Genomic DNA, 13819 nt, shown 5'->3' with positions numbered 1-13819 from the left:
GGTCCGAAATCCGGAACCCGGCGGGCGCAGCCCGCTCTCGGTGTCAGTGCGTCAGCGCGTCAGGGACGCAGCGTGCCCTGGCGCCGCTCGGTCTTCGCGTCCCGCTTGTCCAGGCCCGCGTCGTACGCGGCCAGCGGCTTCGCCTTCGCCGGGTCGGCCTGAACGGCCGCCGGGGCGACCCCCGCCCAGCGCAGGATGGTCGCGATGGCCTCGGCCTTCTCGTCGGCGACGAGTCCACCGACCTTGGAGCCGTGGTTGCCGCCCGGCACGGTGTAGACGTAGCTGTCACGGGCGCCGTAGCCGAGGCGGAAGGGCTCCGCACCCCACGGGTCGTTCTGCCCGTAGACGTACATCATCCGGTTGGCGTTGTGCCGCACCCACGTGTCCACGTCCCGCATCACCCGCGGCTGGAACGTCATGGGGATGTCGCTCGGCACGAAGTTGCGCGGCGGCTGGTAGCCGTAGCGGCTCAGGTCGCCGAGCCACGGCTGCTTGATGTCGGGGGATCCGAGCTGCGTGCCCGCCTGGTAGTAGTACGGCGTGTACGGGCTCAGGCCCTGGTCGGCGTAGAAGGAGAAGCCGGAGATACCGTCGATCGAACCCCAGATCTCGTCGTCGGTGGCGTTCGGGGCGTCGGCCGGGATGGCCTCGCAGTCGGCGAGCGTGCTGTACTGCCAGAACGCCCAGACGTAGTCCATGACCACGGCCTCGTACGCCTTGTCGAGCGAGCCGACGGTGTTGAAGGTGTAGCCGTTCTCGGCGGCGTACGCCTCGTACTTCTTCTCCAGCGGCTCGCGGCGGACGAGCGCCTCGCGCTGGACACCGCTCAGCCGGTCGCGGCACTCCTTGGTGCCGACGTTCTCGAAGAACCGGTCGTACGCCGAGTCCTCCTTGTTCACCACGTCGTTGGGCGCGACGTAGGCGACGACGCCGTCCATGTCCTTCGGGTAGAAGCGCTCGAAGTACGTGGCGGTCATGCCGCCCTTGGAACCGCCGGTGGTCAGCCAGTTCTTCGTGTAGATCTTCTTCAGCGCCTTGAAGACCCGGTGCTGGTCGGTGGCCGCCTGCCAGATGTCGAGCTTGGACCAGTCGGCGGGCGCCGGGCGGGACGGGGTGAAGAAGCGGTACTCCAGCGAGACCTGGTTGCCGTCGATGATCTGCGTCGGCTCACTGCGGCTGGGGTTGGTGGAGACGTTGTAGCCACTGGTGAAGAAGACCGTCGGCCGGGTCGTGTCCTTGTGCAGCAGGGTGATGCGCTGCTGGAACGTGCCCTTGGACGGGTTCCGGTGATCGACCGGCTGGGTGTAGTTGAGGACGAAGTAGCGGTATCCGGGATACGGCTTCTCCTGGATCAGACTCATCCCCGGGATGGCCAGGATGCGGTCCTTGATGTCCTCGCTGCTTGCTTCGCTGCTGATCGTGCTGCTCTGCGTCGCGGTCGGTTCCGCGGCGGTGGCCGCACCGGCCGAGGCTCCGGCCGCACTGACAGTGCCTATGAGCACCGCGAGCGACAGAAACCCTCTGAGCGCCTTGCGCATGCACCCTCCCCTTGATTCACGACATTCGCCGTGAACCTAGCGGGGGCAACACGTGCCACGCCAGACCCAGTTGACTGGTCTTTCAACAAGGGGCCAGGTGGAGGTCAGCAGAGGATCCATCCGGTGGAGGCCGAACTGCCCGCCACGGCGCCGGTCGCGCGGACGCAGCGGTGGAGTGCGTAGACGGTCACGGGGCCCGCCCGCGTCGTGAAACGGCCCTTGTCGACGACCGGGTTGCCGCCGCGCGCCTGGAGCTTGACGCTCATCGCACGGCGGGGGCCCGGCTTCTTGGCGACGGTGACGGCGCAGACGTAGGCGCGGCTCTTGTAGACGCGCAGCTCGCCCTTGGCGAAGGGCACCGTCTTCGCCGGCCGCCCGGAACAGACTCCGGCGGCCTGGGCGGGCGCGCCGAGGGCGAGGCCGACGGACGCCAGCAGCGGCAGGACGAGCAGATACGCGAGGGCGCGCTTACCGGCGGCCCTCCCCGCACCACGCCCGGCAGCTCTCCCCGCACCAAGCCCGGCAGCTCTCCCCGCACCAAGCCCGGCGGCTCTCCCCTCGCCACTCCCGCCGACTCTCCCGGCGAATTTCCGTGCGGATCCCGGCAGTCTCGATGACCTCAGTGGTCTCACCATCCCCATCGAACGCATTGGCCCTACCCGAGACGTGCGCGTACATGCGTACGACGCGGGTGGCCGTCCGAAGGTTGCACGAAGATGGCCCGTCACACCACGGACGAGTTGGACACCGGCTCGTCCTCGCCGATGAACGTACGCCACAGCCGGGCGTACTTCCCGTCCCTGGCGAGCAGTTCGTCATGGGTGCCGTCCTCGACGACCCGGCCGTGGTCCATCACCACGACCCGGTCCGCGCGGGCCGCCGTCGTCAGCCGGTGCGCCACGACCAGGGTGGTGCGGCGGCCGGTGAGCCGGTCGGTGGCCTGGTTGACCAGGGCCTCGGTGGCGAGGTCCAGGGCGGCGGTCGCCTCGTCGAGGAGCAGGATGTCCGGGTCGACCAGTTCGGCGCGGGCGAGGGCGATCAGCTGGCGCTGGCCGGCCGAGAGGTTACGGCCACGCTCGGCGACCTCGTGCAGATAGCCGCCGTCGAGCGTGGCGATCATCTCGTGCGCGCCGACCGACCGCGCCGCCGCCTCCACCTGTGCGTCGGTGGCGTCCGGCAGGCCGTAGGCGATGGCGTCGCGGACCGTACCGGCGAAGAGGTACGCCTCCTGCGGTACGACTCCGAGCCGGTGCCGGTACGCGGTCATGTCGAGCTTGCGCAGATCGGTGCCGTCCGCCGTGACCCGGCCGGCCGTCGGGTCGTAGAACCGGGCGACGAGCTTGACGAGCGTGGACTTGCCCGCGCCCGTCTCACCGACGAAGGCCACCGTCTGACCCGCGGGGACGCGCAGGTCGATACCGGTGAGCGCCTCCTCCTCACCGTTGTAGGCGAAGGACACGTCCTCGAAGGCGATGTCGCCGCGCAGCGACAGCACGTCCAGCGGCTCGTCGGGGTCGGCCGTGGACGTCCGCTCCTGGAGGAGTTCCTGGATGCGGCCGAGCGAGACCGTGGCCTGCTGGTAGCCGTCGAAGACCTGGGAGAGCTGCTGCACGGGGGCGAAGAACAGATCGATGTAGAGGAGGTACGCGACAAGCGCGCCGGTGGTCAGGGTGCCGTTGTCGACACGGCCCGCGCCGACGATCAGTACGGCGGCGGCGGCCACGGAGGCCAACAGCTGGACGAACGGGAAGTAGACCGAGATCAGCCACTGGCCGCGTACCCGGGCCTGGCGGTAGTGGTCGCTGCTCGCCGCGTACCGCTCGGAGCCGTCCCGCTCGCGGCCGAACGCCTGCACGATGCGGAGCCCGGAGACGGACTCCTGGAGGTCGGCGTTGACGGCGCTGATCCGCTCACGGGCCAGCTCGTACGCCGCGACGCTCTTGCGGCGGAAGAAGAACGTCCCGATGACCAGGACCGGCAGGGTGGCGAAGACGACCAGCGCCAGCTGGAGGTCGAGGACGAGCAGGGCGACCATGATGCCGAAGAAGGTGACGACGGAGACGAAGGCCGTGACGAGTCCGGTCTGGAGGAACGTGGACAGCGCGTCCACGTCCGTCGTCATCCGGGTCATGATCCGGCCGGTCAGCTCGCGCTCGTAGTAGTCGAGGCCGAGGCGCTGGAGCTGCGCGAAGATCTTGAGCCGGAGCGAGTACAGGACGCGCTCACCGGTGCGGCCCGTCATCCGGGTCTCGCCGATCTGCGCGAGCCACTGCACGAGTACGACGAACAGGGCGAGCCCGGAGGCGGCCCAGACCGCGCCGAGCGCCAGCTGCGTGACGCCCTCGTCGATGCCGTGCCTGATCAGTACGGGCAGGAGCAGGCCCATGCCCGCGTCGACGGCGACGAGTCCCAGGCTCACCAGCAGCGGCAGCCCGAAGCCGCGCAACAGCCTGCGCAGCCCGTAGGAATCCTCGGCCCGTACGGCGCTCGCCTCGTCGATGTCCGGGGTGTCGGTGGCCGGCGGCAGCGCGTCGACCTGGGCCAGCAGCTCGGGGGTGGCCGGCATCCCGTCCGCCACCGTGCCGCGCGGCTCGTCCTTGCGGATCCACAGCTCGGGGGTGATGCCGTGCTCGGCGTCGAACTCGGCCTCCAGTTCCTCCTGGAGCATCCGGTCGTCCTCGCGCACGTCCGCCCTGACCGGCCGGTGGCCGGGCGAGGTGCCGCCCAGCTCGTCCGGGTCGGTGAGGAGGCGCCGGTAGAGCGCGGAGCGCCGCTCCAGCTCCTCGTGGGTGCCGATGTCGGCGAGCCGGCCCTTGTCGAGGACGGCGATCCGGTCGGCGAGGCCCAGCGTGGAGCGGCGGTGGGCGATCAGGAGGGTGGTGCGGCCCGCCATGACCTGCTTGAGGGCCTCGTGGATCTCGTGCTCGACGCGGGCGTCCACGGCGGACGTGGCGTCGTCCAGGAGCAGCAGGCGGGGGTCGGTGAGGATCGCGCGGGCGAGCGCGACGCGCTGGCGCTGACCGCCGGAGAGGGTGAGCCCGTGCTCGCCGACCGTGGTGTCGTACCCCTTCGGCAGGTCGGTGATGAAGCCGTGGGCCTGCGCGGAGCGCGCGGCCTCCTCGATCTGTTCCTGGGTGGCGTCCGGGAATCCGTACGCGATGTTGGCCCGGACGGTGTCGGAGAACAGGAAGCTGTCCTCCGGTACGAGCCCGATGGCGGCCCGCAGCGACTCCTGGGTGAGCTCGCGGACGTCGTGGCCGCCGACGAGGACGGCGCCGTGCGTGACGTCGTAGAAGCGGGGCAGCAGGAGCGAGACGGTGGACTTGCCGCTGCCGGATGAGCCGACGACGGCGACGGTCTCGCCGGGCTCGATGGTGAGCGAGAAGCCGTCGAGGACGGGCCGCTCCTCGTCGTAACCGAAGCTCACGTCGTCGAACTCGACGCGCGCCGGGGCATCGGCCGGGAGTTCCTTGGTGCCGTCCTGCATGGTCGGCTCGGTGTCGATCAGCTCCAGGACGCGTTCCACACCTGCCCTGGCCTGCTGGCCGACGGTGAGGACCATGGCCAGCATCCGGACCGGGCCCACCAGCTGGGCGAGGTAGGTGGAGAAGGCGACGAACGTACCGAGGGTGATCTCCCCCCGGGTGGCGAGCCAGCCGCCGAGCGCCAGCATCGCGACCTGGCCGAGCGCGGGCACGGCCTGGAGGGCCGGGGTGTAGCGGGAATTCAGCTTGACGGTGCGCAGCCGCCCGGCGAAGAGGCGGCGTCCGACCTCGCGCAGCTTGCCGGTCTCCTGGTCCTCCTGCCCGAACCCCTTGACGACGCGGACCCCGGAGACGGCGCCGTCGACGACTCCGGCGACGGCGGCGGCCTGGCTCTGGGCGTACCAGGTGGCGGGGAAGAGGCGGGTGCGGGAGCGGCGGGCGATGAACCAGAGCGCGGGGGCCACGGCCAGGGCGACGAGCGTCAGGAGCGGCGAGAGCCACGCCATGATCACCAGGGAGATGACGAAGAGCAGGACGTTCCCGATCGTCATCGGGAGCATGAAGAGAAGGCCCTGGATCAGCTGGAGGTCGCTGGTGGCGCGCCCCACGACCTGGCCGGTGGACAGCTCGTCCTGCCGCTTCCCGTCGAGCCGGGTGATCGTCGTGTACATCTCGGTACGCAGGTCGTGCTGTACGTCGAGGGCGAGCCTGCCGCCGTAGTACCGCCTGATGTACGTGGCGATGTAGACGAGCACGGCCGCGACTATGAGGAGCCCGGTCCAGACGGCGAGGGAACGGGTGTGGCCGACGACCACGTCGTCGATGATCACCTTGGTGATCAGCGGGACGAGGGCCATCACGGCCATACCGGCGAGCGAGGAACCCAGCGCCAGCACCACATTGCGCTTGTAGCGCCATGCGTATCCGGTCAGCCGCCGGCCCCACCCCTGTTGCTCTGCGCCCTCCACCGGTGCCTCCCGTTCGACCCGCTGTCCACCTGATCTACCGGAAGTCACCAACGCGCTCAGCAGCGGATTTCATCCCGCCGCAACACAAACGGTCCCTTCGTCCTAGGACAGTCCTAGGACGAAGGGACCGCTGATGCCGTCAGAGATGCGTCGGCTCGAACATCCTCAGCAGGGCCGGGAGCACCACCACGGAGGGGCCGGGGGCCGCCAGGGCCTTGCCGAGGTCCTCCGTGAGGGACTCCGGGGTCGTACGGACCGCGGGGACGCCGAAGGACTCGGCCAGGGCGACGAAGTCGGGGCGGGAGAGTTCCGTCCCGGTGGCCTCGCCGAACGCGCCGGTCATGTACTCGCGCAGGATGCCGTAGCCGCCGTCGTCGACGATCAGCCAGGTGACGGGCAGGCCGTACTGCCTGGCCGTCGCCAGTTCGGCGATGGAGTACATCGCGCCGCCGTCGCCGGAGACCGCGAGGACCGGCTTCGTGGGGTCGGCCGCCGCCGCGCCGATCGCCGCCGGGAAGCCGTAGCCGAGGCCGCCCGCGCCCTGGGCCGAGTGCATCGTGTTCGGGTGGCGGGCGTCGAAGGCGGACCAGGCCCAGTAGGCCAGGATCGTCATGTCCCAGAAGCTGGGCGCGGTGTCGGGCAGTGCCTCGCGTACCGAGGCGAGGACCTGCTGCTCCAGGGTGAGGTCCTGGGCGTCGATCCGGGCCCGTACCTTCTCCAGCACCGTCACGACACGCTCGGCGGCCGTCTCGTCCTCGCGTGCCTCGACCGCGTCGAGGAGGTCGTCGAGTGCCTCGCGGGCGTCGGAGTGGATGCCGAGCGCGGGGTGGTTGGACTCCAGCTTCCCGGCGTCGGCCTCGATCTGGATGACCCGGCCGCGCGGGGCGAACGTGTGGTAGTTCGACGAGAGCTCGCCCAGGCCCGAGCCGACGACCAGCAGGACGTCCGCGGACTCCAGGAAGTCCGTGGTGTGCCGGTCCTCCAGCCAGGAGCGCAGGGACAGCGGGTGCTCCCAGGGGAAGGCGCCCTTGCCGCCGAACGTGGTGACGACGGGGGCGTTGATCTTCTCCGCGAGGGCGCGCAGCTTGCCGCTCGCGTCGGACCGTACGACTCCGCCGCCCGCGATGATCGCCGGGCGCTCGGCCTTCGAGAGCAGGTGGGCAGCCGCGACGGTCAGCTCGGGGCGCGGGTACAGCTCGCGCGGGGTGGCGTCCATCGCCGTGACGACCGGCAGGATCGTCTCGGCGAGCAGCACGTCCTGCGGGATCTCCACCCAGACCGGGCCGTGCGGGGCGGTGAGCGCGGACTCCCAGGCGGCGGCGATCGCGGACGGGATCTGGGAAGCGGTACGCACGGTGTGCACCGACTTCACGATGTCGCGGAACGACGCCTTCTGGTCGCGGAGCTCGTGCAGATAGCCGTGCCGGCCGCCGCCGAGGCCCGCGGTCGGGATCTGGCTGGAGATCGCGAGCACGGGGGCCGAGGCCGCCGCCGCCTCCTGGAGCGCGGCGAGGGAGGTCAGGGCGCCCGGTCCCGTGGAGAGCAGCAGCGGGGCGACCTCTCCGGTGATCCGGCCGTAGGCGTCGGCGGCGAAGCCCGCGTTGTTCTCGACGCGCAGACCGATGTACGAGAGGGAGGAGCGGCGCAGCGCGTCGAACATGCCGAGCGCGTGCTGGCCCGGCAGCCCGAAGACGGTGGTGGCGCCGAGGCCCTGGAGGCTCTCGACGACGAGGTCGCCGCCGTTGCGCCCCGGCGGGGGGCTGAGAGCGGCCTCGGCCTGCGCGGGGGTGAGCCGAGGGCGGTCGTCGTGGTGGTCGTGGGTCACTTGGAGCGTGCCTCTGCGATCTGGCGGGACATGATCGTGGTCAGTTCGTACGCCGTGTGGGAGGCGGCGACGGAGGTGATCTCCGCGTGGTCGTACGCGGGGGCGACCTCGACGAGGTCCGCGGAGACCAGGTTGCAGGAGGAGAGCCCGCGGAGGATCTCCAGCAGCTCGCGGGAGGTGAGGCCGCCGGCCTCGGGGGTGCCGGTGCCGGGCGCGTGGGCCGGGTCCAGGACGTCGATGTCGATGGAGATGTACAGCGGGCGGTCACCGATGCGCTGGCGCAGCTGGTCGGCGATCTCGTCGACACCCCGCCGCATGACGTCGGCGGACGTGACGATGCCGAAGCCCATCTTGGCGTCGTCGGTCAGGTCCTGCTTGCCGTACAGCGGGCCGCGCGTGCCGACGTGGGAGAGCGCCTCCGTGTCGAGGATGCCCTCCTCGACGGCACGGCGGAACGGGGTGCCGTGGGTGTACTCGGCGCCGAAGTAGGTGTCCCAGGTGTCCAGGTGCGCGTCGAAGTGGAGCAGGGCTACGGGGCCGTGCTTCTTGGCGACGGAACGCAGCAGGGGCAGCGCGATGGTGTGGTCGCCGCCGAGCGTCATCAGACGGGCGCCGGTACCGAGCAGCTCGTCGGCCGCGGCCTCGACGGTCTCGACGGCCTCGTTGATGTTGAACGGGTTCGCGGCGATGTCACCGGCGTCGGCGACCTGCGCGAGGGCGAACGGGGAGGCGTCCTGGGCCGGGTTGTACGGGCGCAGCAGACGGGACGCCTCACGGATCGCGTTGCCGCCGAAGCGGGCGCCGGGCCGGTAGGAGACACCGGAGTCGAAGGGCACGCCGACGACGGCGACATCGGCGGTGCCGACCTCGTCGAGCCGGGGCAGCCGGGCGAAGGTCGCGGGTCCGGCGTACCGCGGGACACGGGACGAGTCGACGGGACCGCGCGGCGTTTCGTTGCTGCTCATGGGACGGAGTGCCTTTCCTTCGGGTTTCGTACGTTATTCAGTGTGCGGGGTGCGGTGGCGTTCCGGGTCCCCGGCAACGGTTCCGTCCTCGGCCTCCCCCGTCGCCCGAAGGCGTGGGGGAGACCGAGGACGAAGGGGGTCAGATGGCGGCGGGCTCCTTCACCGGCTCCGGCTCGTCCTCCGCGCCCCGCCCCGCCAGCCGCTCACGCCAGGCGAACAGCACCGCCGCATCCGTCGGCTTCGTCGCCAGCGACACGATCACGTACACCGCGAGCGAGGACAGCAGGCCGTAGTAGACCGGCTCGTTGGCGAGGATTCCGTACGTGGCCATCAGGCCGATGACCGCGATACCGCCGACCGACACCGCGGCCAGCGCCCCCGCCGCCGTCCCGCGGCGCCACAGCAGGCCGCCGAGGATCGGCACCAGCAGCCCGCCGACGAGCAGGTTGTACGCGACGGTCAGGGCCTCGACGACGTTGTTGAGCGCGATCGCGATGATGATGACGGCGATGCCCATGATCAGGATGAAGACCCGGTTGCCCTTCACCTCGTCGCGTTCCTCGCCGTCGCCCTTGGCGACCACACCGCGCAGCTTCGACCAGATGTCGTTGTTGGCGACGGTGGCGCAGGCGATCAGCGCACCGGAGGACGTCGACATGACGGCGGCGAGTGCGGCGGCCAGCACGAGGCCCCGTACGCCCATCGGCAGTTCGTCCTTGACGATCGTCGCGAAGGCGGCGTCCGCGCTGGGCAGCGTCGGGTACATGACCTTGGCCGCCGTGCCGATGACGGCTCCGGCGATCGCGTACACCAGGCAGTACGTACCGGCGACCGTGCCGCCCCAGCGTGCCGTCCGGTCGCTGCGGGCCGTGAACACCCGCTGCCAGATGTCCTGGCCGATCAGCATGCCGAACGTGTAGATCAGGACGTACGTGAAGATCGTCTCGCCGCCGATGCCCAGCGGGTCGAAGTACTCGGTGGGCAGCTTGGCCTTCATCTCGCTGAAGCCGCCGGCCTTGATGACCGCGATGGGCAGCAGGAGCAGCAGCACGCCGATGGTCTTCACCACGAACTGCACCATGTCCGTGATCGTGATCGACCACATGCCGCCGAGCGTCGAGTACGCGACGACGATGGAGCCGCCCAGGATGATCGCGACGGTCCGGTTCATGTCGAAGAGGACGTCGAAGATGGTGGCGTACGCGATGGTCGAGGTGACCGCGAGCATCAGCGTGTACGCCCACATGACGACACCGGAGATCAGTCCGGCCTTGCCGCCGTAGCGCAGGTCGAGCATCTCGGAGACCGTGTAGACCTTCAGCCGGGCGATGCGCGCCGAGAAGAAGACGGACAGGGCAAGGAGCCCGAGGCCGATGGCGAAGACCATCCAGGCGCCGGAGAGTCCGTACTGGTAGCCCAGGCCGACACCGCCGATCGTGGAGGCGCCGCCGAGGACGATGGCGGCCATGGTGCCGGAGTACATCCAGGGGCCGAGCCGACGGCCCGCCACCAGGAACTCGCTCTTGGACTTGGCGCGGCGCATGCCCCACCAGCCCATGGCGAGCATGCCGGCCAGGTAGACAACAATCACGGCATAGTCGACAGCCATGGGCTTCCCTCCGTCTCGCTCAACAGGTTGGTGAAGACGGTAGGTGGCCGATAAGCAACCATGAAGTGTACGTTTCATCCATTCTCATCGCCCTGAATGGATGGACCATCCATGCCGGACTCCCCCACCACACCGCCGACCCCGCCCATCCCCCTCGCCGAACTGCTCGCCCGCGAGGACCTGGGTCTGCGCCGGATCGCCGGTCCCGACCACGCCGACCTGCTGTGGGTGCACACATCGGAGATGGCCGACCCGTACCCGTACCTCCTCGGCGGTGAGCTGCTGCTGAGTGCCGGGGTGCTGCTGAAGGACGCGGACACCTATGTGGCCCGGCTGGTGGAGGCGGGGGCGGCGGCGCTCGGATTCGGGCTGGCGCCGGTGCACGACACGGTGCCGCGGGAGCTGGTCGAGGCGTGCGACCGGCACGGTCTGCCGCTCCTGGAGGTGCCGCCCGAGACACCGTTCACCACGATCGCGCGGGCGGTGTGGCGGCTGATGGCGGAGGCCAGGCACCGTGAGCTGCGCCGGGTCACCCGGGCCCAGCAGGCCCTGGCCACGGCGGCGGCCCGGCCCGACCCGGTGCCCGCGGTGCTGCACCAGCTGGCGACGCAGCTGGCAGGCCGGGCGACCCTGCTGACCGCGGACGGCGAGGAGCTGCACGCGGCGGGCCGCCGCCCGGCCCCGGACGTCGGGACAGCCCTCCTCCGCCTGGCCCGGGTCGTCTCCCCCGCCACGCGCCCCGCCCCCACCTCCGCCACCGACACCGTGGGCGGCACCCAGCTGTCCGCGTACGCACTGGGCGGCGGCCAGGGCCTGGTCCTCGCCCTGGCGGCGGACCGGCGTGCGGCGGGCGACCACACCGTGGCCGGCATCGCGGTCGTGCTCCTCTCCCTCCTGACCGCCCCGCACCAGGGCGCCGACGCGGCGGGCCGTTCGGCCGCCCTCGTACGCCTGCTGCTCGGCGCGGACCCCGGGGACGTCACCCCGCTCCTGGGCTCCGCCGACCGGTGGACGGTGGTGCACGCGCGCCGCCCCGGAGGCGCCCCCGCCGACCCGCTCACCGCCGGGGCACTCGGCACGGCTCTGGGCTCCGCCCTGGTCGACGCGGACCGCCACGTCGTACGGGTACTGGTCACCGAACCCGACCGGATCGCCCCCCAGCCGGGCTGGACGCTCGGCGCCTCGGCCCCCGCCCCGGTAGCGGGCCTGGCGGCGGCCGACACCCAGGCGGCCCGCGCCCTGGGCCGCGCCGAGGCCACCCGCGCACCCCTCTCCGTACACCGCCCCACGACAGGCATGGCCGCCCTCATCCCCCACGAACAGGCCGAGGCCCACGCCCGCGCCCTCCTCGCCCCGCTCACCGAACCACTGGCCGAGACCCTGCGCTGCTGGCTGAGCTTGCACGGCAGCTGGGACCGCACGGCGGTCGCGCTCCAGGTCCACCGCAACACGGTCCGCCAGCGCATCGCCCGCTGCGCGACGCTGCTGGAAGCGGACCTGGACGACATGGACGTACGGACGGAGCTGTGGATCGCGCTGGGGCTCCAATGACACTCTGTGGACATGGAGTTCATCTGCTACCACCGTGACCGGCCCGGCTCCCTGCCGCTGCGCGACGAACTACTGGAAGACCACTGGTCCTACATGGACGGGTACGCGAAGGAGATGATCGCCCGGGGCCCGACCCTCGAAGGCGGCACACCCACCGGCAGCGTGCACATCGTCGACCTGCCCGACCCGGCCGCCGCCCGCGCGTTCGCCTTCGACGAGCCCGGCTACCGGGCCGGCGTGTACCGGGACGTGCTGCTGCGCCGGTGGCGCAACACACTGGGGCGCACCATGTGGGACTTCCCCGGCGGCCCGGAAGGCGGCAACCGCTACCTGGTGCTCGGTCTCGGCGAGGGGGCTGCCGCCGACCTCGCTCCGCCGCCCGACCGCGACGAGCTGATCGCGTACGGGCCACTGCTGTCCGACGACGGCGCCACCTGGCTGGGCACGGCGGCACTGGTCCGGGCACCCGACCCGGAAGCGGCACGCGCCGTCCTGACCGCGGACCGGTACGCCGGCATCGAGGTGCACACCTGGCAGTTCGGCGGACGGCGATAGCGACCGGTGACCACCCGGGCCGACGTCATCACGTGCTGAGCATCACCCTGGACAGGCGCAGTGACTGGCGGGTAACTTTTGACGAGGTCTGAGCAAGCGCTTAGCCAGCCCGCCGGAAGCTCACGCCGAGCTGACGAAGCCGACAGAGGAGGCACCCCGTGCGCCGTACGGTATTCAACGAGGACCACGAGGCGTTCCGGGAGACCCTGCGCGCCTTCATCGAGGCCGAGGTCGTTCCCGTCTACGACGAGTGGTTCGCCGCCGGCCAGGCGCCGCGCGAGTTCTACTACAAGCTCGGTGAGCTGGGTGTCTTCGGCATCTCGGTCGGCGAGGAGTTCGGCGGCGCGGGTGTCGACTCGCACAAGTACGAGGCCGTGCTCCAGGAGGAGTGCGCACGCGCGGGCGTCTCCTTCGGCGGCTCCGGTGTGCACGTGCTGCTCGGCCTGCCGTACGTGAAGATGCTCGCCACCGACGACCAGAAGAAGCGCTGGCTGCCGAAGTTCGTCACCGGCGAGGAGATGTGGGCCCTCGCGATGACCGAGCCGGGCACCGGTTCCGACGTCGCGGGCATGAAGACCAACGCGAAGCTCTCCGAGGACGGCACGCACTACGTCCTCAACGGCTCGAAGACCTTCATCACCGGCGGTGTGCACGCCGACCGGGTGATCGTCTGCGCCCGTACCTCCGCCCCGCGCGAGGACGACCGCCGCTTCGGCATCTCGCTCTTCGCCGTCGACACCAAGTCCGAGGGCTACTCGATCGGCCGCAAGCTCGACAAGCTGGGCCTGAAGGTCTCCGACACCGCCGAGCTGGCGTTCGTCGACGTGAAGGTGCCGGTCGAGGACCTGCTCGGCGAGGAGAACAAGGGCTTCGGCTACCTGGGCACCAACCTGGCATCCGAGCGCTGGGGCATCGCCTTCGGCGCGTACGCGCAGGCCGCCGCCGCCGTCCGCTTCGCCAAGGAGTACGTCCAGGACCGCACGGTCTTCGGCAAGACGGTCGCCTCGTTCCAGAACACCAAGTTCGAACTGGCCGCCTGCCAGGCCGAGGTGGACGCGGCCCAGGCCGTCGCCGACCGCGCCCTGGAGGCCCTGGACGCCGGTGAGCTGACCGCCGCCGAGGCCGCGTCCGCGAAGCTGTTCTGCACCGAGGTCGCGCACCGCGTCATCGACCGCTGCCTCCAGCTGCACGGCGGCTACGGCTTCATGAACGAGTACCCGATCGCCCGCCTGTACGCCGACAACCGGGTCAACCGGATCTACGGCGGCACGAGCGAGGTCATGAAGTCGATCATCGCCAAGTCCATGGGCCTTTGAAGTGCTC

General features: G+C 70.8%; 9 protein-coding genes. 3 read left to right on the top strand and 6 right to left on the bottom strand.

All coding sequences use genetic code 11. The features are described 5' to 3' along the window. Positions 1-59: 59 nt before the first annotated feature. From ACWGO0_RS07925 to ACWGO0_RS07900, 6 genes are all read right to left on the bottom strand, one after another. Positions 60-1538 carry a S28 family serine protease gene (locus ACWGO0_RS07925; protein WP_453529682.1) on the bottom strand — a complete coding sequence of 493 codons (1479 nt, stop codon included), beginning with the start codon at positions 1536-1538 and terminating at the stop codon, positions 60-62. Between the two features lie 104 nt (positions 1539-1642). Then, complete coding sequence (locus ACWGO0_RS07920) at positions 1643-1990, bottom strand: hypothetical protein (RefSeq protein WP_453529704.1); 348 nt, start codon at positions 1988-1990, stop codon at positions 1643-1645. 272 nt (positions 1991-2262) lie between these two features. Beyond that, on the bottom strand, positions 2263-5991 hold the full coding sequence (locus ACWGO0_RS07915) for an ABC transporter ATP-binding protein (RefSeq protein WP_453529679.1): 3729 nt from the start codon (positions 5989-5991) through the stop codon (positions 2263-2265). Positions 5992-6130: 139 nt separating this feature from the next. Then, on the bottom strand, positions 6131-7816 hold the full coding sequence (locus ACWGO0_RS07910; protein WP_453529677.1) for a thiamine pyrophosphate-binding protein: 1686 nt from the start codon (positions 7814-7816) through the stop codon (positions 6131-6133). Then, on the bottom strand, positions 7813-8781 hold the full coding sequence (speB, locus tag ACWGO0_RS07905) for an agmatinase (RefSeq protein WP_453529674.1): 969 nt from the start codon (positions 8779-8781) through the stop codon (positions 7813-7815). The genes ACWGO0_RS07910 and speB overlap by 4 nt, the downstream gene beginning before the upstream one ends. Positions 8782-8920: 139 nt before the next feature. After that, a complete protein-coding gene (locus tag ACWGO0_RS07900; RefSeq protein WP_453529671.1) occupies positions 8921-10390 on the bottom strand; it encodes a sodium:solute symporter in 1470 nt (489 codons plus the stop codon). Positions 10391-10501: 111 nt separating this feature from the next. On the opposite strand from ACWGO0_RS07900, the gene ACWGO0_RS07895 reads away from it, so the two are divergent. From ACWGO0_RS07895 to ACWGO0_RS07885, 3 genes are all read left to right on the top strand, one after another. After that, complete coding sequence (locus tag ACWGO0_RS07895) at positions 10502-11941, top strand: PucR family transcriptional regulator ligand-binding domain-containing protein (RefSeq protein ID WP_453529668.1); 1440 nt, start codon at positions 10502-10504, stop codon at positions 11939-11941. A gap of 12 nt (positions 11942-11953) precedes the next feature. Next, entirely contained in the window at positions 11954-12496 is a 543-nt protein-coding gene (locus ACWGO0_RS07890) for a YciI family protein (protein WP_453529665.1), read from the top strand. Between the two features lie 158 nt (positions 12497-12654). Further along, positions 12655-13812 (top strand): acyl-CoA dehydrogenase family protein, encoded by a 1158-nt coding sequence (locus ACWGO0_RS07885; RefSeq protein ID WP_453529663.1) that lies wholly within the window; start codon positions 12655-12657, stop codon positions 13810-13812. The last annotated feature ends 7 nt before the right edge of the window (positions 13813-13819 follow it).

This window comes from Streptomyces sp. NPDC055749 (assembly GCF_053617235.1).
This window is presented reverse-complemented; position numbering and strand designations above follow the sequence as displayed.